This is a genomic window from Actinomyces oris (assembly GCF_001929375.1).
Lineage (GTDB): Bacteria > Actinomycetota > Actinomycetes > Actinomycetales > Actinomycetaceae > Actinomyces > Actinomyces oris_B.
Genome location: NZ_MSGO01000032.1, coordinates 51,152 through 71,391 on the forward strand (window position 1 = coordinate 51,152; position 20,240 = coordinate 71,391).

Consider the following 20,240-nt stretch of genomic DNA (forward strand, 5'->3'; position numbering starts at 1 on the left):
GGCTTCGCTACCGTTACGATGGGAACGGTATCGGCCTGCACGCAGGTCCGTGCAGGCCCATAGCGAGGCGGGACAGTCCCGTCTCCCGGCTCCATCCCGGGGGCCGCCACACCATATTTGGGGGAGGTACTGTCCATGGGATTCCTGGACAAGTTCGAGAAGGGCGTCGAGAACGTCACGAACCGCGCCATGTCCCGTTTCTCGGACGACATCGAGCCCATCGAGATCGCCTCGAAGCTCCGCGAGACCATGGATAAGCGCGCCGCGTCCTTCGCCCGCGACCGCTCCGTGGTTCCCAACATCTTCCGCATCCGCCTCACCCCGCCGAGCATCGAGCGCATCACCGCCTGGGGCCAGGACGAGATGGTGCGTCAGATGGAGGAGGTCGCCACCTCGCACGCCGCGGACCAGGGCTACTCCTTCGTCGGCCCGGTCGAGGTCTCCTTCCTCGTCAACAACAACCCCAACGCCCCGGCGATCGAGATCGAGTCCTCCACGCGGCGCGGCGCCGCCGCCCCGGCCGCCTCCGCCACCGCCACCCCGACGCACCCGATCGTCGACATCAACGGCCAGCGCTACCTGCTCACCGGACCGGTCACCGTCATCGGGCGCGGCTCGGAGGCGGACATCATCGTCGACGACTCCGGCGTCTCCCGCCGTCACCTGGAGATCCGCCTGACCCACGGCAACGCCATCGCCAGCGACCTGGGCTCCACCAACGGCACCTTCGTCGAGGGCCAGCGGGTCGACGCCGTCACGCTCGTGGACGGCAACACCCTCACCATCGGCCGCACCCAGATCCTGTTCTGGGATGGCACCCAGAACAGCGGAGTCAACGGTTGAGCGCACTCGCCTTCACGATCCTGCGGCTGGGCTACCTGGTCCTGCTCTGGTTCTTCCTGTACCTCATCGTGCGCGTCATGCGCCGCGATATGGCCGACTCCCCCGTCGCCGGCCCCTCTCGTCGACGCTCCACGGGCGGCTCCGAGCAGCCCTCGGGCCCGCCCCCCAGGGGGCGACGCCGCAGCGCCACTCGCCTGGTCATCACCGAGGGCCCCCTGGCCGGTTCGACCGTGCCCCTGAGCCCCTCGTCGATCATCATCGGCCGCTCACCCTCCTGCACCCTGGTCCTCGACGACTCCTACGCCTCATCTCGCCACGCCCGTGTCTTCCCCAAGGACGGCGCCTGGTGGCTGGAGGACCTCGGATCCACCAACGGAACCATGATGGACGGCCGCCCCGTGCACGGCGCCGTGGAGCTCCCCATGAACATTCCTGTCAGAATCGGCCAAACGACGCTGGAGCTGCGCTCATGACCATCTCCCTGCGCTTCGCCGCACGCTCCGACGTCGGCCTGGTCCGCCAGTCCAACCAGGACTCGGGCTACGCCGGCCCCCACCTGTGCCTCCTGTGCGACGGGATGGGCGGACCCGCGGGCGGAGACATCGCCTCGGCGGTCGCCGTCGAGCACCTCATGCCCCTGGACGCCGACTCCCACCAGGCCGGCGAGCTGCTGGGCCTCATGCGCGACGCCGTCCAGGCCGCCCACACCGAGCTCGTCACCCTGTCCTCGCAGGACCCCGACCTCGCCGGCCTGGGCACCACCTGCATCGGCGTCATGCGCAGCGGCAACAAGCTCGCCATGGTCCACGTGGGCGACTCGCGCGCCTACATGCTGCGCGACGGCACCCTCACCCAGGTCACCACCGACCACACCTTCGTGGAGTACCTCGTGGAGACCGGGCGCCTCACCCGGGACCAGGCCCGCCAGCACCCGCAGCGCTCCGTCCTCCTGCGCGTCCTGGGGGACACCGAGGGCGAGGTCCAGCTCGACGAGTCGATCCGCGAGGCCGTTCCCGGCGACCGCTGGCTGCTGTGCTCCGACGGCCTGAGCGGCCCGGTGACCGCCGAGACCATCGGTGAGGTCCTGGCCGGCGTCGCCGACCCCGGTCAGGCCGCCGACCAGCTCATCGACCTGGCGCTGCGCGCCGGCGGACCGGACAACGTCACCGCCGTCGTCTTCGACGTCGTCAAGGACGACCCCGAGCCCCAGACGGTCCCGCAGGTGGTGGGCAGCGCCGCCACCGAGCGCCTGGCCCAGGAGCGTGCCGCCGCCGCCCACCGCGCGGGCGACGGGCAGACCGAGGCCAAGGAGACCGAGGCCGCCAGCCCCGCCGCCAAGGCCGCGGCCCTCATGGCCACCCTGGAGGAGAAGCCCGGCTCCACCTCCACCAAGGAGTCCTCCGAGGTCAACGAGGCCATCGCCGCCGAGGCCGCCACCCAGGAGAAGGCCCGACGCCGCCACCGCCGTCGGGTCCTCGTGGGCAGCCTCGTCCTGCTGGCCACGCTCGTCGGTGCCAGCGCCCTGTTCTACCGCTGGACCCAGACCCGCTACTACGTCTCCACCTACAAGGGCGAGGTCGCCATCTACCAGGGGATCCCCCAGTCCGTCGGCCCCCTCAAGCTGAGCCACTCGGTCAAGACCTACGCGGACCTTCCCGTGGAGGCCCTCGATCACAACATCCGCGAGCGCCTGGAGGCCACCGTCACCCAGTCGTCGATGAGCGCCGCGGAGACCTACGTGGACAAGACGGTCCGCTCCTACCGCAAGCAGGCCGCCGCCCCGCAGGGCACCTCGAGCCCCACGGCCAAGCCCTCATCCTCGCCCACCTCCACCCCGTCGCCGGCCTCCGCCACGCCGACCCAGCCCGCTAAGCCCGGGCAGGAGGGGTGAGATGACTGCTGCTCCCGGCCCCCTGGGCGCCCCCGCGGGCGTCGCGACCATCCAGCCCGCCGGCGTCGCGAGGTACTCGGGACGGTGGGCGGAGGCGGCGCTGCTCGGCGTCGCCCTGGTCCTGGGTCTGGGCGGCTTCGTGCTCACCGCTCTCAACCGCACCGGCTCGTCCCCGGCGCAGACCGTGGTCGTGGCGATCGCCTTCCTCGTCCTGACCGTCCTCATGCACCTGTGTGTGCGCTACGCCGCCCCGTGGGCCGATCCGGTTCTCCTGCCGACGGCGGTGGCGCTCAACGGGATCGGTCTGGCCATGATCCGGCGCCTGGATCTGGCCTACGAGGTCAACGAGCAGTGGCAGTTCTACGTGGGCTCCAAGCAGCTGATCTGGACGCTGCTGGGCGTCATCCTGTTCGCCGCCGTGCTCCTCCTGCTGCGCGACTACCGGCGTCTGAGGCGCTGGGACCGCTGGGCCATGTGGTCCGGCCTGGTCTTCCTCGTCCTGCCCTTCATCCCCGGTATCGGCCAGAACATCAACGGCGCCCAGATCTGGATCCGGATCGGTCCGATGAGCTTCCAGCCGGCCGAGCTGTCCAAGGTGCTGCTGGCGGTCTTCTTCGCCTCCTACCTCGTGGCCAACCGGGACAACCTGGCCCTGGCGGGCCGCAAGATCCTGTGGATGAGCCTGCCGCGCGCCCGGCACCTGGGCCCCCTGTTCATCGTGTGGGGCGTGAGTATCTGCGTCCTGGTCCTTCAGAAGGACCTGGGCTCCTCGGTGCTGCTGTTCGGTCTGTTCGTCGTCGTCCTGTACGTGGCCACCGACCGGCCCTCCTGGCTGATCATCGGCGGCGCGCTGTTCCTCCCGGCGGCCTGGTTCGCGGCGACGCACCTCCACCACGTCCAGCAGCGCATCAACGGTTGGCTTCACGCCACCGACGACGCCGTGTACAACGCCGCCGGCGGCTCCTGGCAGCTGCTGACGGGCATGTTCGGGATGTCCACCGGCGGGCTCATGGGCGCCGGCTGGGGCAAGGGCTCGCCGACCCTGGTCACCTTCGCCAACTCCGACTTCATCTTCGCCTCACTGGGTGAGGAGCTGGGCCTGACCGGCACGCTGGTCATCCTCGTGCTCTACCTCGTCCTCATCCAGCGGGGACTGCGCACCGCCGTCTCGCTGCGCGACGGCTTCGGCAAGCTCCTGGCCGTGGGCCTGTCCTTCGCCATCGCCCTGCAGATCTTCGTGGTCATCGGGGGTGTCACCCGGCTCATCCCGCTGACGGGACTGACCCTGCCCTTCCTGGCCTACGGCGGTTCCTCACTCATCGCCAACTGGGTCATCCTGGCCCTCCTGCTGCGCCTGTCCGACGCCGCCCGGCGGCCGGCCACTCACGCGCCGAGGATCATCGACACGGCCGAGCTGCCGCTCTCCCTGCGCCGCCGGGTCCAGGACGCCGGAGCCGAGGAGTCGATGGCCCAGGCCGACGACGCGCCCACCGGAGGCGCACAGGCCGACGCCGGGGGCTACACGTCCCCGCCGTCCGCACCCGGCTTCGGAGGCCTGGCAGATGACGCCCGCCCCACCGTCGCCGTCAGTCCGGAGGCGCCGCCTCCGCCGCGCACCGCGCCGGACGGGCAGACCCTGCGCTCATCGCGCGCCCCGGGCTTCACTGAGGACTCTGACAGGAGGCAGCTGCCATGAACCGACAGATCCGTCAGGTCGCCTTCCTGGTGCTGGTCATGTTCGCCACGCTGGCCCTGTCCGTCACCAGCGTCCAGGGCCTGGCCCGTCCCTCCGTGTGGGAGTCGTGGTCGGCCAACGGGGCCCTCAACTCCGACCCGCGCAACCGTCGCACCGTCAGCCGCAACTTCGACACCGAGCGGGGCCCGATCCTCCTGGCCGGCGGCACCACGATCGCCAGCACCCAGAAGTCCGACGACGGTCAGGGCTCCGAGGACTACCAGCGCGTCTACGCCAACGGGCCGCTCTACGCCCCGGTGACCGGGTACTTCTCGCCCGCCTTCGCCTCCATGACCGGCATGGAGAAGGAGGGCAACTCCGTGCTCAACGGGGACGACCCCTCCCTGTTCTCCTCCCGGATCAAGACCCTCATCACCGGTGACTCCCAGCGGGGCGGGGCCGTTGAGCTGACCATCAAGCCCGAGATCCAGCAGGCCGCCTACGACGCCCTGGCCGGGCGCGAGGGCGCCGTCGTCGCCCTGGACCCCAAGACCGGGGCCATCCTCGCCCTGGTCTCCACGCCCTCCTACGACCCCTCGGCCTTCGCCACCCGCAACGGGAACGCCGCCAATGAGGCCAACGCGACCCTCAGCCAGGACTCCTCCCGCCCCCTGGACAACCGGGCCATCGCCGGCAACCGCTACCCGCCGGGGTCGACCTTCAAGATCATCACCACGGCGGCGGCGCTGCGCACCGGCAAGATCACCCCGGATCAGGAGGTCGACGCCCCCGACACCATCACCCTGCCGGGCACCAGCCACTCCCTGGAGAACTACGGCGGGGAGTCCTGCGGCGGCGGTCGGACCAGCTTCTCCCACGCCTTCGCCGAGTCCTGCAACACCCCCTTCGCCCAGCTGGCCATGAACGTCGGCGAGAAGGAGCTCTCCAAGGAGGCGAAGAACTGGGGCTTCGACTCCGACCTGTCCATCCCGCTGAAGGTCACGCCGTCGACCTACCCGGACAACGACTCCCAGGCGCAGACCGCGATGGCCGGCATCGGTCAGGCCTCGGTGCAGGCGACCCCGCTCATGATGGCGATGGTGGCCGCCACTGTGGCCAACAAGGGCGAGCAGATGACCCCCTACCTGGTCTCGCGAATCCTGGACCCCGACCTCAACGAGGTCAGCGCCACCTCCACGAAGGTGGCCCGCACCCCGATCGACTCGGCCACCGCCACCTCCCTGTCCTCCCTCATGCAGGAGGCCGTGGCCACCGGCACGGGCACCAGCGCCAAGGTCACCGGGGTCCAGGTGGCCGGCAAGACCGGCACCGCCGAGACCGGCACGGACAGCGGCCCCACCACCTGGTTCGTGGGCTTCGCCGGCACCGACATCAACAAGCCTGAGATCGCCCTGGCCGTCGTGCTCGACGGCAATGCCGAGACCGAGGACGGCGCCACCGGTGGCACGGTGGCCGGCCCCGTCGCCGCCAAGGTCATCGATGCGGCGGTGAACCAGTGAAACCTGTTGCCGGGCTCCAGCTCCAGGGCCGCTACGAGCTGGTCGAGCAGATCGCTCTGGGCGGTATGGGCCAGGTGTGGCGCGCCACCGACCTGCGTTCGGGCCGGGCGGTGGCCGCCAAGATCCTGCGCCCCGAGCTGACCGGTGACGAGATCTTCCTGTCCCGCCTGCGCGCGGAGGCTAAGAACTCGAAGGGGCTGCGCCACCCGAACCTCGCCGTCGTCCTGGACTCCGGGGAGAAGGACGGCACCGGCTGGCTCATCATGGAGCTCGTTCAGGGGCGCGCCCTGTCCGACATCATCGCCGAGAAGGGGACTCTGTCACCCGCCGAGATCCTGCCGGTCCTGGCGCAGGTCGCCCGCGCCCTCCAGGTCGTCCACGACTCCGGCGTCGTCCACCGGGACGTCAAGCCCTCCAACATCCTCATCAACCGCGAGGGCCTGGCCAAGCTCACCGACTTCGGCATCTCCACCGGCATCAACCAGCGCCCGCTGACGGCCTCCGGCATGGTGATGGGCACCGCCCAGTACCTCGCCCCCGAGCAGGCCATGGGCAACATGGCCACCCCGGCCGGCGACCTCTACGGGCTGGGCATCATCGCCTACGAGGCCCTGGTGGGGCGGCGCCCCTTCAGCGGAGCCACCCAGGTCGATATCGCCTTCGCGCACGTCAACGAGGAGGTGCCCGCCCTCCCCGACACCGTCCCGCCTCAGGTCCAGGCCATCATCCTCAAGCTGCTCGCCAAGAAGCCCGCCGACCGGCCGCACTCCGCCCGCGAGGTGGCCCGCGCCCTGGACCGGGCGGTGGTGAACCTGCCCACGGATGCGTGGGACCCCCGTGAGGCGCTCAGCTGGGAGTCCACCGGCCGCCGTGGCCCGCAGACCCGCGAGCTGCCCCAGCCCGCCACCGTACGTAGCGGCCGTCACGCGGCCCAGGAGCCGACGACGTCGCGCACCGCCCGGCACGCCTCGGGACGCTCCTTCCTCGGCCTCAACCTGCTGACGCTGAGGGTCCTCATTCTGGCGCTCTCTCTCATCACCCTGCACAGCACAGGTACGCTTGCCCATGCGCATCAGGTCATGCCAGCCTTGATGCTGAGCATCCCTGTCAAGGAGGTACTGTGACCAGTCAGTTCCCCCAGGTCCTCGCGGGCCGTTACGAGATCCGCGACCTCATCGGACGTGGTGGTATGGCAGAGGTGCACCTCGGCTACGACACTCGCCTGTCGCGGGTCGTGGCCATCAAGCTGCTGCGCTCGGACATCGCCGGCGACCCCACCTTCCAGGCCCGCTTCCGCCGGGAGGCCCAGTCCGCGGCGGCGCTCAACCACCCCGCCGTCGTCGCCGTCTACGACTCCGGGGAGGAGGAGCTCCTCCAGCCCGGCGGCGCCAGCCGTACCGTCCCCTACATCGTCATGGAGTACATCGAGGGGCACACGGTGCGTGAGCTCCTCAGCGAGGGCGAGGCCGTCCCGATCGCGGAGGCGGCGGAGATCGTCTCCGGTGTCCTGGACGCCCTGGAGTACTCCCACCGGGTGGGGATCGTCCACCGTGACATCAAGCCCGGAAACATCATGCTGACCTCCACCGGTGCGGTGAAGGTCATGGACTTCGGCATCGCGCGGGCCATTGAGGACTCCGCCTCCACGGTGACCCAGACCCACACGGTGGTGGGCACCGCCCAGTACCTCTCCCCGGAGCAGGCCCGCGGCGAGTCCGTGGACGCCCGCTCGGACCTGTACTCCACCGGGTGCCTCCTCTACGAGCTGCTCACCGGCCAGCCGCCCTTCCAAGGCGACTCCGCCGTGGCCATCGCCTACCAGCACGTGCGAGAGATCCCCAAGCGCCCCTCGTCGCTGGCGGCCGATGTGCCCGAGTCCCTGGACCGGGTGATCCTCAAGTCGCTGGCCAAGAGCCGCGAGGACCGTTATCAGGACGCCGCCCACATGCGCGCCGACCTGCAGGCAGCCGTCCGAGGCCTGTCCGTGGCCGCGCCGGCCGCCGACTCCTGGTCCCCGGCCACCTCGGTGATGGCCTCACCGGCCACCGAGCCGGTTCAGCCCACCTCCACCTTAGCCCAGGTGGCCTCCGAGCCCTCTCCGGCCTCCGCGGTCAAGGAGAGCGAGGAGCCGGAGAAGACGTCCAAGAGCCACGCCTGGATCTGGGTCCTCGTGTTCCTGCTGTTCGTGGCGCTGGCCGTCGTCGCCGGACGGTGGGCCTCCGGGGCCTTCGACAACACCCCCACCCCGACGTCGAGCCCGACCATCAGCAAGGTGGAGGTCCCCGATATCAAGGGTCAGGATGAGGAATCGGCCAGGAAGACCATTGAGGGCGCCGGCCTGAAGTTCGCCAAGGACGAGGTTGCCAACGATGAGGTCGGTGCGGGCCTGGCCGTCTCCTCCGACCCGGACAAGGGCACGAAGGTCGAGCCGAGCTCCACCGTCACCGTCCACTTCTCCACCGGATCGGCCATGGTCAAGGTTCCCGACCTGACCGGCAAGACCCAGGAGGACGCCCGCAAGGCCCTCAAGGACGCCGGGCTCGAGGGCGGAAACACCTCCCAGGAGGACTCCGCCACGGTCGCGAAGGACCGGGTCATCTACACCAACCCGCCGGCGGGCAACTCCGTTGCGCGCGGCACCACGGTGGACCTGGTGCTCTCCACCGGCAACACCTCCGTCCCCGACGTCTCCGGCCAGGACGAGGCCACGGCGAAGAAGTCCATTGAGGACGCCGGCCTGCAGTTCAAGAAGGGCGATAACGTCGCCTCCAGCGAGGTCGAGCGCGGCAAGGCCGTCTCCTCCGACCCGGCCGCGGGCTCCAGCGTCTCCTCGGGAGACACGATCACCGTGCACTTCTCCAGTGGCGCCGCCACGCCGACGCCGAACCCGACTGCCTCAGGAGATCCCAACGCCACCGTCATGCCGGAAGTGAACGGGAAGGACTCCAAGGCCGTGAAGTCCGATCTTGAAGATCGAGGTTTCAAGGTCAAGATCGAGAAGCAAAAGTCCGACGATCCACAAGTCCAACCTGGAACGGTGATCAGTTCCAACCCGCAACAGGGTCAGCCGATCAGTCCCGACAAGGAGATCATTCTGTACGTCGCCAAGTAGTGTTGCCGCGGCGCCAAACACCTTGGTCCCCACAACGTGGTGGCTGGTGCCTCAGGATTTCCTGGCCTGGGACACCGGCCACGTCCTTTCGCTGGGGTCGTGTTGTGACGATCAACGTCAGCCCCGGAGGTGTGGCCGGCCCTGCGCGTCGAGGATGCACCTCGCTGTCCTCCTGCCACTCCGTGCGTGCGAACAACTGACCCCGCGCTTCGTCGAGAACGTACCCGAGGCTGCGAGTACGGCCTCCGCGGGTGCAGGCCACGCGCCTTCAGGTGCGTCCCCGCGCGCACCTGAGCGCCTGAGTCCGGCAGGCTCGCGCCACCGGCCCTCACCGATCAGGGGTGGGCCGCCCCTATCCCAGCAGCCCGGCACGTTCGGCGAGGACCGCCAAGTGCACCCGGTTACGGGCACCGACCCGCTCCTGCGCACTGCGCAGGTGGGCCTTAACGGTTGAGACCGAGATGTACAGCCGGTTCGCGATCTCCTCAGTGGTCAGCCCCTCGGCGGCCACGGCGATGACCTCGAGCTCGCGCCGGCTGAGCCCTGCCGCTGCCTGCCGAGCCTGGGCCACGGCGTGCTGACGCTCCTGAGAACGAGCGTCGTAGGCCGCCATCGTCGGTGCCGTCGGCTGGGAACGCACGTATCGCAGCAGCTCAGCAAGTGCCCCCGGCGAGAGCGCCGACTCGCCCGCCATGACCCGACGCAACCCGGCATGGAGCTCCTCGGAGGCGGAGTACTTGAGCAGGTAGCCCACAGCACCGGCCTCAATGACGCGCACGACGGCGTCGTCGACATCCCAGGTCGTCAGCGCCACGACGTGGGGGTGGCGCGGTGCGGCACAGATCTGGCGTGTGGCCTCGATCCCGTCCATGACGGGCATACCCAGGTCCATGAGCACGATATCGGCCTCAGTACGGCCCACAACGTCGATCGCCTCACGGCCGTCACCGGCCTCGGCGACCACGACGTAGTCCTCGCGCGGCCGCAGGAGCGGCTTGATGGCGGCGCGAGTCAGTGGGTCGTCGTCGACGAGGATGACACGGACCGGGCAGGCCGGTGCGGGGGACGCGGACCAGGAGGCCGAGGCGGCAGGGGCGGCGGAGGGATCGGGCACGGAACCCAGCCTAGGTGCGTGCGCCCACACAATCACCATCCCAACGGCCCAGGCCCCAAGTGGCGCAGGCCGGTGAACTGCGCGCCGACCGGTATCTCCCAGCCGGGCTGTTCAGATACTGGTTGGCGGCCACTCAGCGGTCGGTACGGAGTGACTCCGCCGAGCGCCAGGGCAGGTGCGCGCTCACAACGAACCTGCCCTGGCCGTCGGGGCCGGCGTGGAACGTGCCGCCGCAGATCGCCGCCCGTTGGGCCATGCCGCGCAGTCCCGAACCACTCTGGGGGTCACCGACCGTGACTCCGGGTCCTGACGCTGCGCCTCGGTCAGCGCCCGCGGCCTGAGGCCCCTCACCGGCCTCTGCGTCGTGAGTCTTCGACTCGGTCCGAGAGATCCGGTTGGAGCAGGTGATGTCGATACCGGTGTCCGGCCCACCCTCGACACGCAGCTGAACACTCGTACCGGGCGAGTGCTTGCGGGCGTTGGTCAAGGACTCCTGGACGATCCGGTAGACGGCTCGCGAGAGCACCTCATCGGCCTGCGCAGCACGGTCCAGGTAGATCGAGGAGCTGAGCGGCTGGCGGGCGGCAAGGACCCCGTCGACCACCTCTCTGAGGTCCTCCAGGCGCGGGGCGGGCTCGACCGCCCCCACCGGCTCGCGCAGCACGGCGAGCAGGGAACGCAGGTCCCGCATGGCGCCCTGGGCCTCCTGCCGCACACGCTGGGCGGCGGCCCGCGGATCATCCTCACCGAGGGCGTCGGCTGAGTCCGTGGCGTCCGAGCCCTCTGGGGCATTCGTGTTCTCCGACGTCTCCAGGACGCCTTGCTCCAGGGCGGCGGCGTGGAGGGCGAGCAGCGACAGGCGGTGGCCGAGTCCGTCATGCACCTCGCGAGCCACCCGCTCACGCTCGGCCTGCAGGCTGACGGTGTCCGCCAACCGGGTGGAGGTCCGGGTCTGCTCCTGGGCGGTGCGCTCGGCCTGGGCTGAGGCGTCGGCCGCCTCCCGGGCGCGGCGTCGTGCCTTCTTCTCCCCGTCACGCGCACGCAGCCACAGTCCGACGGCGACCGGCAGGGACATGCCCACCACCGCGAGGAACAGCACCTGCGGCACCGACACATGGGTCGCGGCATGGGGGTCAAGGGGAGGAGAGGAGTTGAAGGCACCGATCATCGAGTTCCCGGTGGCCCCGTAGCTCGCGTCCCGGAAGAGCGCCACCAGGGTGCCGACGGCGAGCAGCGCGCCCGTGGCCCACGGGACAGGGTCGCGCAGGGACCGGGCCCGGCGCACCACGGTGGTGAAGGCGATGAGTCCCACCGTGGTGTCCAGGTAGACCCCGATGCCCGCGAGCGCCGAGGCGACCGTGATGGGCACCTGCCAGCGCCCGCGTAGGAAGACCGCCACGAGAAGCCCCAGCCCCGTGAGGAATCCAGCGGCTTCGAGCACTGGGTGGTGGCTCTCCTTGAGAACCTGCTCATGACCGAAACGTGTTCCCAGCGCGATGAGGAACCCCATGGCGCACAAAGCGAACAGGCCCAGGGATCGCAGGATCGTCAGGGTGACCTGTAAAGCATGGCGTTGCGACGGGGACAGGGACTGCGTGAACGACGGAGCCGGTCTTACAGGCGCGTACGGCGCAGGACTGGCGGGAGCCACAGTCATCGGGGGGCGGAAGCCCGGGCCCGGCGCCGCAGGAGTACCGGGAGCAGCGGGATATACGGGATGCGGGGCGTACCCCGCGTACCCCTGGTACCCCGGATATCCCGGATAGGCGGGGTAGGGGTAGGACAGTGGGCTCGGCGGGTATGGCAGGGGCCTCACCCCGAAGGGGAGCGCAGTGGGCTCAGTCCGACCGCCCCCAGGGCCACCGCTCCAGCCCGGCACGGGTGGGGTACCGGGTGCAGGAGTGGGCGGATAGGTGGGGACTGACATGTGCTCACTGTAGAACCGGGCACTGACACGCATGATCGCCCGATAGGACACGATTCGGGCGCTATGGCGCGGGAGGCATCGTCCTTTTGGACAGTCGCGATGAGTGCCCTTTCGGACGGCCGTCTCGGACTCATCGGTCGATGTGCGCGCCGCACGGCCGGGGCCATCGTTGTTCCCGTCAGCTGATCCCGTCAGCCCCGGTGACGACTCACACCGTGATGGGCACTGCCGCATCCCGCTCAGTGCCTCACCTCCCGCATCTCGAAGGACCCATCATGACCAGCCCCGTCAACCCAGTCCCGTCCTCGCCCGCAGGTGTCCCCACCGCGGGCTTCCCCACCCCGGCCCCAGGCATGGGCTTCCCCGCCCCCGAGCCGAAGCGCTCCTGGTTCGCCCGGCACAAGATCCTCACCGGTATCGGCGCCTTCGTCGCCGTCGGCATGATCGCCTCCGCGCTCAACGGTGGTGCGGACTCGGGCGACTCGAGCACTGCCACCACTCCGCCCTCCGCCCAGTCGATGGCCAGCGCGCCCGCTCAACAGACCGCCGGCCAGGACTCCGCAGCCGTACCCAGCCCCCAGCAGCAGGAGCCGGCAAAGGACGGCGATAAGTCGGACTCCGCACTGAGCTTCCCCGGGAAGCAGAGCGGCGACGTCGTCGGAAACGCCGGTGACACGATCGACGACGGCGGTATCAAGGTCAGCGCCACACCTGTGGTCGCGGGTGACGCCACCCTGGGCCCCACCGCCTGCTCGACCATCACGATCACCAACGGCTCCAAGAACACCCTGGACGTCAACGCCCTGGACTTCACGTTGCAGAACCCGGCCGGGGCGATCAGCAACAGCGGCTTCCTGGGGTCAAGCAACCACCTGTCCTCCTCCACGCTCATCGCGGGCGGCTCGGTCAGTGGCGACGTCTGCTTCGATACCGACGTGTCGGCCGGAGGACAGTACGTGCTCCTCTACAAGCCCACGCTCTCTCTGTTCGGGCACCGCCGGGCCTGGATCAACAACCTCTGACATCCCGCGGGGCCCGCAGGTGCATCTGTCGCGTGCGGGCCCCACTGGCCGCAGTACGGACAAGGCTCGACACACATTCTGTTGACACTTATGGTGGTGAACTGTCATCAGATTGTCTGGGGGTGTCAGAAATGGATCATGCAGCCGCCACTGCCTCATGGCCGCGCGTGACCTGGGAGACCCTGCCCTGGCGCCCCCGGGACGGCGCCGCCCTCAGCGCTCGGCAACGCTCTCGTCTGCCACACACCTACGACTCGGCCGTCGTACCGAACATCGCCGACGCCGCCATCGAGCTCCCTACCGAGGTCATGGCACGTGAAGCAGCTGCAGTGTCCGCCATCACGCGCTTCGATACGACGGCGGCCTGCGCCCTGCTTCCCTTCACACCCCTGCTTCTGCGCAGCGAGTCGAGCGCGTCCTCGCGCATTGAGCGCCTGACGTCGTCGGCACGCCGCATCGTGGAGGAGGAGACCTTCGGTAGTGACCGCAGCAGCGGAAACGCCGCCCTCATCGTGGCCAACGCCCGAGCGATGGAGGCGGCTACCGGAGCACCCTGGCCCCTGGGCCTCAGCTCCCTGCTGTCAATGCATCGGGCCCTACTGGGGGACTCCGCCCCGACGATCGCGGGTCGGCTCCGGCAGGAGCCGGTATGGATCGGTGGCTCGGACCTGTCCCCGGCAGGCGCCGTGTTCGTCCCTCCTCACCATGAACGAGTGCCGACCTCATTGGAGGATCTGCTCTCCTTCTTGCGGCGCTCGGACCTGCCGCCCTTGACCAAGGCGGCGCTGGCGCACGCCCAGCTGGAGACGATCCATCCTTTCGCAGACGGCAACGGCCGCACCGGGCGGGCGCTGATTCACGTCGTCCTGTCGGGGGAAGGACTGTCCCTCAACGCGCCGCTGCCGCTGTCGGCGATCCTCCTGACCAATGTGGGGGCCTACTTCCGAGCCCTGGACAAGTACCGAGCAGGGGCGCCGCTGGCGGTGGTGGAGCTGTTCATCGATGCGGCACAGCGCGCCGCGGAGCTCGGGGCCTGGGCGAGCCGGGAGCTCGACGGCGTGCACAGGCAGATGCAGGATCGCGTGGCCTCCCGTGCCGGGACCCCCGACCGTGACCTCATACGTCATCTGGTCTCCCAGCCGGTGACGGATGTTCGCGGGGCGGCCGCCGCTGTGGGAGTGTCGGAGCAGGCGGCGCGGCGCGCGCTGGAGCGCCTGGAGACCGCAGGCATCCTTCGGGGCTACCAGGTCTCCCGGGGCCGCCGAGCCTGGAGGGCTCAGGACGTCCTGGACCTCATGGACGAGGTGGCCGAGGGACTCGGGCGCAGGCAGGCGCCCACGGACATGTGACAGGACGTCGTTACGCCGCGCCCCGCGCGTCGTCGAGGACGCACCTCAGACTGCGAGTACGGCCCCCGCGGCCGCAGACCGCGCGCCTTCAGGTGCGTCCTCGAGCCCCGAGGCGCCGGCTCAGATGCAGCGCGCGGACAGCACGCCGTCGATCGCGCGCAGCTCCTCAAGGACCTTGAGCTCGATCTCGCCCTCGACGTCGACCAGCGTCACCGCCAGCTCACCCCGGGACTTGTTGAGCAGGTTGGCGATGTTCTGCCCATGCTGGGCCACGATCGTGGAGACCTGACCGACCATGTTGGGCACGTTGCGGTTGACGATGACGAGCCGGTGCGTGCCCTCCTGGCGCGCCATGACGGCCTCGGGGAAGTTCACCGAGTTGTGGACCTGCCCGTCCTCGAGGAAGCCGCGCAGGGAGTCCACCGCCATCATGGCGCAGTTGCGCTCGGCCTCCTTGGTGGAGGCGCCCAGGTGCGGCAGGGAGATGCACTTGGGGTGCTTGTGGACCTGCGTGGAGGGGAAGTCGCACACGTAGCCGCCCAGTGTGCCCTCGTCGAGGGCGGCCACGACGGCGTCGGTGTCGACGATCTCGGCCCGCGCGAAGTTGAGCAGCACCGCGGTCTCCTTCATGAGGGCCAGGCGCTGGGTGCTCACCAGCCCGCGGGTGGCGGGGATGAGGGGCACGTGGACGGTGAGGATGTCGGCGCGGCGGAAGACCTCCTCCATGGAGCCGGCCCGCTCGACCTCGGCGCTCAGGTGCCAGGCGTGCTCCACGGAGATGCCCGGGTCGAAGCCGACGACGTTGAGCCCCAGCCCCAGGGCCGCGTTGGCCACCTGCACGCCGATGGCCCCCAGCCCGATGATGCCGAGTGTGCGGCCGGGCAGCTCGAATCCGACGAACTGCTTCTTGCCGGCCTCGACGGCCTTGGCGATCTCGGCGTCGTCGCCCTCAAGGGTGTGGGCGAAGCGGGCCGCCGGGATGAGGTTGCGCGAGGCGATGAACAGGCCCGCCAGGACCAGCTCTTTGACGGCGTTGGCGTTGGCGCCGGGGGTGTTGAACACGGGCACGCCGCGCTCGGTGAGCGCCTCGACCGGGATGTTGTTCGTGCCGGCGCCGGCCCGGGCCACGGCCAGGACCGAGTCCTCGATGGGGGTGTCGTGGAGCTTGGCCGAGCGCACCAGGAGGGCGTCGGGCTCCTCCACGGAGCCGCCGACCTCGTAGAGCTCGTCGGGCAGGCGGGACAGGCCGGCCCCGGAGATGGCGTTGAGGGTGCGGATGCGGAACTTGTGGTCGACGCTGCTGGTGGTCACGGGAGTACTTTCTGCAGAGCGGTCCGGGTGGGAAAGGTGATGACGGGCGGTCTGGCCCGCAGGCCGGTGGCCGGACCCGCAGGCCGGCCGGGATGGCAAGCCGGTGGGGCGCTCAGGCCCGGGCGGCGAAGTCGGTCATGTAGTCGATGAGGGCTCGTACGCCCTCGATCGGCATGGCGTTGTAGATGGAGGCGCGCATGCCGCCCACGGAGCGGTGCCCCTTGAGGTTGGTGAGCCCGGCGGCCTGGGCGCCGGCCAGGAAGTCGGCGTCGCGGGCGGGGTCGGCCAGGGTGAAGGGCACGTTCATCCAGGACCGCGAGCGCTCCTGAACCGGGTTGGCGTAGAAGTCGGAGGAGTCGATGAAGCCGTAGAGGAGCTCGGCCTTGGCGCGGTTGCGCTCGGCCATCGCCTCCAGGCCGCCGCCGTCCTCGATCCAGTGGCCGATGAGCCCCAGCAGGTAGATGGCGAAGGTGGGGGGCGTGTTGAGCATGGAGTCGGCGTCGGCCATCTTCTGGTAGTCCAGGACGGTGGGGGTCACCGGGCGGGCCCGCCCCAGCAGGTCCTCGCGCAGGATGACGACGGCCAGGCCCGAGGGCCCCATGTTCTTCTGGGCGCCGGCGTAGATGAGGCCGTAGCGGGAGACGTCGATGGGCCGCGAGAGGATCGTGGAGGAGAAGTCGGCCACGAGCGGGACGTCGCCGGCCTCGGGCACGTAGTCGAACTCGACGCCGCCGATGGTCTCGTTGGGCGTGTAGTGCAGGTAGCGGGCCGTCTCGGGCACCGTGAAGGAGCCGGGCTCGGGGGTGGTCGTGTAGGAGGAGGCGGCCTCGTCGGCCGGCACGACGACGTCGAGCTCGTAGGCGCCGGCCTGCTTGATGGCCTTGGCGGACCACTGGCCGGTGTTGAGGTAGGCGACCGTGTCACCGGGGGCGGTCAGGTTGAGGGGGATGCCGGCGAACTGGGCGCTGGCCCCGCCCTGGAGGAAGAGCACGCGGTAGCCCTCGGGGACGGACAGGAGGCGGCGCAGGGTGGCCTCGGCGTCGGCCGCGCAGGCCACGAAGTCGGCCCCGCGGTGGGAGACCTCCAGGACGGACATTCCCGATCCTCCCCAGCTGGTGAGCTCGGAGGCGGCCTGCTCGAGGACGGGCAGGGGGAGCTGGGCGGGACCGGCGGAGAAATTGAAGACGCGCACGGAGTCATCATGGCCGCTTATGCGCGCGGCGGCAATCTCGTCCCGCATGGCGACGACGCCTCTCATTCCACTCCGCCCCGGAAGGCCTCGACGATCCCCTCAACGTTCTCCCTGGCCGACGCCGCTCGCCGCCGTCGGACCGCAACCGGAACGAGGCGCAGCGCAGCACGAAATTCTCATGTCCCCCAAAAGTGCGGATGACACAGGCCATCCACCCCGTCAACTGGGCACGTTGTCAGCGATAGCACAGGTGGACCTCTCAACTGGCCGGTAGGGTTTACCCACACCCAAGTCCCTACCTGACAAGTTTTTATGATCGATTCACAGCACGACGAGACCACTTCTGCAGCAGCTTCCGGCTCCAAGTCGGGGGCCGCGCAGCATTCGCACGGCCCAGGTTCCGATCGCACGCCCTCCCTGGGACGCCAGATGCTCGACCGGCTCCGCAGGGGGCGCAGGCCGCGCTTGGGCGCCATTCTGGTGGCGCTCGTCGCCGTGATGTCCCTGGCCACCGGGTTCCGGGCCTGCAACTGCAGCCGGGCCTGGACGGAGGTCTCCGCGGCGGCCACGCCGGAGGCCAACCCGCTCAAGGGCATGATGCCCTTCGCGCCGGCGGACGCCTCGCAGTCGCCGGGGCTGCCGGACAACGCCCCGCCCCACACGATGGAGTGGCTGACGCTGCCGGTCAGTGACGTCGTCACCGGGCCGGGCTCGTACTCGTGGGACAGGCTCGATGCGCACCTCAACGCCATCGCCTCGCGCGGGCACCAGGCGGTGCTGCGCTTCTACGTCGACTACCCCGGGCGCCCCAGCGGCATACCGGCCTACCTGCTGACCTCCCACGCGGTGGCGACCCACGAGTACACGTTCCACGGCAACGCGCCGGGCCAGTCGCTGGCGCCGGACTACAACGATCCCGAGATGATGTCGATGCTCACCGGCTTCATCTCCGCCCTGGGCCGGCAGTACGACGGCGACCCGCGCCTGGCCTTCATCACTCACGGCCTGGTGGGCTTCTGGGGTGAGGGGCACACCTACCCGATGAACGGCGAGGTCTCCGGGGACAACCCCTCCGGCGAGAACTGGATGCCGTCGACGGCGAACCAGAACACCCTCATCGACACTTGGGACGGCTCCTTCCAGGTGACGCCGACGCTGGCGCGCTACCCGTCCGCGGAGACGGTCAAGCGCGGGGTCGGCTACCACGACGACTCCTTCGGCTACGCGACGATGGACACCGCCGACTGGCACTTCCTGCCGAAGCTGAAGCAGGCCAAGGCGGACCAGGCCTGGCAGCAGTACCCGATCGGCGGAGAGGTCTACCCGGGTATCCAGGAGTGCTCCGTGCGCAGCCCGGGCAACTGCATGGCCTCGGGCTCCAACGGAGCAACGGTGGACATCAGCGCCTCCATCAAGGCCACGCATGCGAGCTGGCTGGTGGACGACTGGGCCTTCACGACGACGCTCAACAGCGCCGAGCGCGAGCGGGCCGTGCAGGCCTCCGCCGAGACCGGCTACGACCTGGCGGTGGCGCGCTGGCGGATGCGCAACGGCAAGGTCGAGGTGCAGATCGCCAACAACGGGGTGGCCCCCTTCTACTACAACTGGAACGTGGAGGCGGTGGCCATCAACGCCTCCAACGGCATGGAGGTCGGGCGCACCACGCTCAGCGGCGACCTGCGCAAGATCCAGGTCGGCAAGACCCAGACCTTCTCCGGGCAGCTCCCGGCGGACCCGGCCGGGGAGAACACGATCCTGGTGCGCGTGGTCAATCCGCTGGAGTCGGGTCAGCCGCTGCGTTTCTCCAGCGCCGGTCAGGACCAGACGCTGCCCGGCTACCTCACCCTGGGCCGCACCCCCACCAAGTAGGGCGCTGGGCCACCGGCGGGATCCCGACGGGGACCCATCCGGAGCCGGTCCACCCGGTCCCGGCCTAGGTGGCCGCCTTATGGACCGTCATCCTCCCGTCATTCTCCGTTCATCCTCTGTACCGTGACCCCATGAACGAGGATCGAATTCTGGGCAGCCTCCTGGGGCTGGCAGTGGGCGACGCCCTGGGCACCACCGTCGAGTTCCAGGCCCGCGACTCCTTCCCACCCGTCACCGACATGGTGGGCGGTGGGGTGTTCGGTCTGGCACCTGGGCAGTGGACCGACGACACGTCCATGGCGCTGTGCATCGCAGCGAGCCTGGTCGAGACCGGGGCCTACGATCCCCGCGACCAGCTGGCCCGGTTCGTCCGCTGGTACCGCGACGGGTACCTCAGCAGCACGGGCCGGTGTTTCGACATCGGCAACCAGACCCTCACCGCCCTGGGGGAGTTCGAGGCCACCGGCGAGCCCTACCGCACGGCGGCCGGTGGGATGAGCGCGGGCAACGGGTCGCTGATGCGCCTGGCACCGGTCGCGATGGCCTTCTGCGACGACCTCGAGACTGCGGGGCGGCTCTGCGCCGACAGCTCGCGCACCACCCATTCCGCCGTCGAGTGCGTCGAGGCGTGCGGGGCCCACGGCAGGCTGATCGCGGCCGCCATCGAGGGAGCGTCGCACACGGAGCTGCATGTGCTGGCCGCCGACCTGGCCGGGCAGGTGACCAGCCCCGAGCTGGCGGCGATCCTGAGTGGCTCCTACCGGGTCAAGGAGCGCGAGGACATCTCGTCGTCGGGCTACGTCCTGCACAGCCTGGAGGCGGCGCTGTGGGCGTTGGCCAGGACCGACACCTTCCTCGACGGGGTGCTGCTGGCCGTGAACCTGGGCGACGACGCCGACACCGTCGGGGCCATCTACGGGCAGCTGGCGGGGGCGCTGTACGGGCGCAGCGGCATCCCGGAGAACTGGCGGACCCGCCTCCACGACGCCAGGATGATCGAGGACCTGGCGGCGGGGATCGCTGGGCGGATCGGAACCTTCAAGGTCGTGGCCGGCTGAGGAGCGGGTCGTTGACAGCGGCCTGGCGGGGCGTCAGTGTCCATGACGCTGACATTGACGCCGCACCGACGTCGCGAGCCGAGACAGAGCCTTGGAATCCCAACGATCCCCGCTGGGCGCTTCGACGACGGGACCGCTGATGTCAGCACCGTGGACACTGAGCTGCTGACGTACTCGACTCCGCAAGGTCTGGCGAGGTCTTGCAAGGTCTTAACGGTGAGGCCGGGCGCCCTCGCCCCAGGGACCGGCCTCTCCTTCCCCTGCCTGACCTCTGACCAGCCGTTTCTGGTTCCGGCCTGGTTCCCCCGCAGCCTCCCGGCGGTGGCTCGACGTCGGCGCTAGGGCCTGTTATGTAAG

The 20,240-nt window shown here is 69.8% G+C and carries 15 protein-coding genes; 11 read left to right on the forward strand and 4 right to left on the reverse strand.

Annotation, left to right across the window (positions count from 1 at the left end; genetic code table 11):
* Window positions 1-135 precede the first annotated feature (135 nt).
* From BKH32_RS07410 to pknB, 7 genes are read left to right on the forward strand one after another with little or no spacing between them, the layout of a single operon-like run.
* Window positions 136-843 carry an FhaA domain-containing protein gene (locus BKH32_RS07410; RefSeq protein ID WP_075249341.1) on the forward strand — a complete coding sequence of 236 codons (708 nt, stop codon included), beginning with the start codon at window positions 136-138 and terminating at the stop codon, window positions 841-843.
* Entirely contained in the window at window positions 840-1,316 is a 477-nt protein-coding gene (locus BKH32_RS07415) for an FHA domain-containing protein FhaB/FipA (RefSeq protein WP_075249342.1), read from the forward strand. Before BKH32_RS07410 ends, BKH32_RS07415 begins: the two co-directional genes overlap by 4 nt.
* Entirely contained in the window at window positions 1,313-2,734 is a 1,422-nt protein-coding gene (locus BKH32_RS07420; RefSeq protein WP_075249343.1) for a PP2C family protein-serine/threonine phosphatase, read from the forward strand. The genes BKH32_RS07415 and BKH32_RS07420 overlap by 4 nt, the downstream gene beginning before the upstream one ends.
* 1 nt (window position 2,735) lies before the next feature.
* Window positions 2,736-4,430, forward strand: coding sequence for an FtsW/RodA/SpoVE family cell cycle protein (locus BKH32_RS07425; RefSeq protein WP_075249344.1), 1,695 nt, complete (start codon window positions 2,736-2,738; stop codon window positions 4,428-4,430).
* Window positions 4,427-5,929, forward strand: a complete 1,503-nt coding sequence (locus tag BKH32_RS07430; RefSeq protein WP_075249345.1) for a peptidoglycan D,D-transpeptidase FtsI family protein — start codon at window positions 4,427-4,429, stop codon at window positions 5,927-5,929. The genes BKH32_RS07425 and BKH32_RS07430 overlap by 4 nt, the downstream gene beginning before the upstream one ends.
* Window positions 5,926-7,053 carry a serine/threonine-protein kinase gene (locus tag BKH32_RS07435; RefSeq protein ID WP_075249346.1) on the forward strand — a complete coding sequence of 376 codons (1,128 nt, stop codon included), beginning with the start codon at window positions 5,926-5,928 and terminating at the stop codon, window positions 7,051-7,053. Before BKH32_RS07430 ends, BKH32_RS07435 begins: the two co-directional genes overlap by 4 nt.
* Window positions 7,050-9,041, forward strand: coding sequence for a Stk1 family PASTA domain-containing Ser/Thr kinase (pknB, locus tag BKH32_RS07440; protein WP_081376735.1), 1,992 nt, complete (start codon window positions 7,050-7,052; stop codon window positions 9,039-9,041). The genes BKH32_RS07435 and pknB overlap by 4 nt, the downstream gene beginning before the upstream one ends.
* 352 nt (window positions 9,042-9,393) lie before the next feature.
* Here pknB and BKH32_RS07445 read toward each other — a convergent pair whose 3' ends face one another.
* Both BKH32_RS07445 and BKH32_RS07450 read right to left on the reverse strand, forming a co-directional pair.
* Window positions 9,394-10,155, reverse strand: coding sequence for a response regulator (locus BKH32_RS07445; RefSeq protein ID WP_081376736.1), 762 nt, complete (start codon window positions 10,153-10,155; stop codon window positions 9,394-9,396).
* A 133-nt stretch (window positions 10,156-10,288) separates the two neighbouring features.
* Window positions 10,289-11,665 (reverse strand): sensor histidine kinase, encoded by a 1,377-nt coding sequence (locus tag BKH32_RS07450; protein ID WP_256691314.1) that lies wholly within the window; start codon window positions 11,663-11,665, stop codon window positions 10,289-10,291.
* A gap of 692 nt (window positions 11,666-12,357) precedes the next feature.
* Between BKH32_RS07450 and BKH32_RS07455 the strand changes: the two genes are divergently transcribed.
* Together BKH32_RS07455 and BKH32_RS07460 are read left to right on the forward strand one after the other, a co-directional pair.
* On the forward strand, window positions 12,358-13,104 hold the full coding sequence (locus BKH32_RS07455; RefSeq protein ID WP_075249348.1) for a DUF4352 domain-containing protein: 747 nt from the start codon (window positions 12,358-12,360) through the stop codon (window positions 13,102-13,104).
* Between the two features lie 131 nt (window positions 13,105-13,235).
* Window positions 13,236-14,453, forward strand: coding sequence for a Fic family protein (locus BKH32_RS07460; protein ID WP_075249349.1), 1,218 nt, complete (start codon window positions 13,236-13,238; stop codon window positions 14,451-14,453).
* 120 nt (window positions 14,454-14,573) lie between these two features.
* Here the strand turns inward: BKH32_RS07460 and BKH32_RS07465 are convergent, their stop codons facing one another.
* Together BKH32_RS07465 and serC are read right to left on the reverse strand one after the other, a co-directional pair.
* Window positions 14,574-15,764: a phosphoglycerate dehydrogenase gene (locus BKH32_RS07465; protein ID WP_075249350.1), complete on the reverse strand. Its 1,191-nt coding sequence runs from the start codon at window positions 15,762-15,764 to the stop codon at window positions 14,574-14,576.
* 112 nt (window positions 15,765-15,876) lie between these two features.
* Window positions 15,877-16,956, reverse strand: coding sequence for a 3-phosphoserine/phosphohydroxythreonine transaminase (gene serC / locus BKH32_RS07470; protein ID WP_075249359.1), 1,080 nt, complete (start codon window positions 16,954-16,956; stop codon window positions 15,877-15,879).
* A gap of 312 nt (window positions 16,957-17,268) precedes the next feature.
* On the opposite strand from serC, the gene BKH32_RS07475 reads away from it, so the two are divergent.
* A complete protein-coding gene (locus tag BKH32_RS07475) occupies window positions 17,269-18,825 on the forward strand; it encodes a DUF4832 domain-containing protein (protein WP_075249351.1) in 1,557 nt (518 codons plus the stop codon).
* Between the two features lie 131 nt (window positions 18,826-18,956).
* Window positions 18,957-19,883 carry an ADP-ribosylglycohydrolase family protein gene (locus tag BKH32_RS07480; protein ID WP_075249352.1) on the forward strand — a complete coding sequence of 309 codons (927 nt, stop codon included), beginning with the start codon at window positions 18,957-18,959 and terminating at the stop codon, window positions 19,881-19,883.
* Window positions 19,884-20,240 lie beyond the last annotated feature (357 nt).

Excerpts from the sequence above, each read along its gene's own strand:
- BKH32_RS07430 (WP_075249345.1), top strand. The coding sequence starts at position 4,427 with ATGAACCGACAGATCCGTCAGGTCGCCTTCCTGGTGCTGGTCATGTTC.
- BKH32_RS07425 (WP_075249344.1), top strand. The coding sequence starts at position 2,736 with ATGACTGCTGCTCCCGGCCCCCTGGGCGCCCCCGCGGGCGTCGCGACC.
- BKH32_RS07480 (WP_075249352.1), top strand. The coding sequence starts at position 18,957 with ATGAACGAGGATCGAATTCTGGGCAGCCTCCTGGGGCTGGCAGTGGGC.
- BKH32_RS07420 (WP_075249343.1), top strand. The coding sequence starts at position 1,313 with ATGACCATCTCCCTGCGCTTCGCCGCACGCTCCGACGTCGGCCTGGTC.
- BKH32_RS07455 (WP_075249348.1), top strand. The coding sequence starts at position 12,358 with ATGACCAGCCCCGTCAACCCAGTCCCGTCCTCGCCCGCAGGTGTCCCC.
- BKH32_RS07450 (WP_256691314.1), bottom strand. The coding sequence starts at position 11,665 with ATGGGGTTCCTCATCGCGCTGGGAACACGTTTCGGTCATGAGCAGGTT.
- BKH32_RS07410 (WP_075249341.1), top strand. The coding sequence starts at position 136 with ATGGGATTCCTGGACAAGTTCGAGAAGGGCGTCGAGAACGTCACGAAC.
- BKH32_RS07475 (WP_075249351.1), top strand. The coding sequence starts at position 17,269 with ATGATCGATTCACAGCACGACGAGACCACTTCTGCAGCAGCTTCCGGC.
- BKH32_RS07460 (WP_075249349.1), top strand. The coding sequence starts at position 13,236 with ATGGATCATGCAGCCGCCACTGCCTCATGGCCGCGCGTGACCTGGGAG.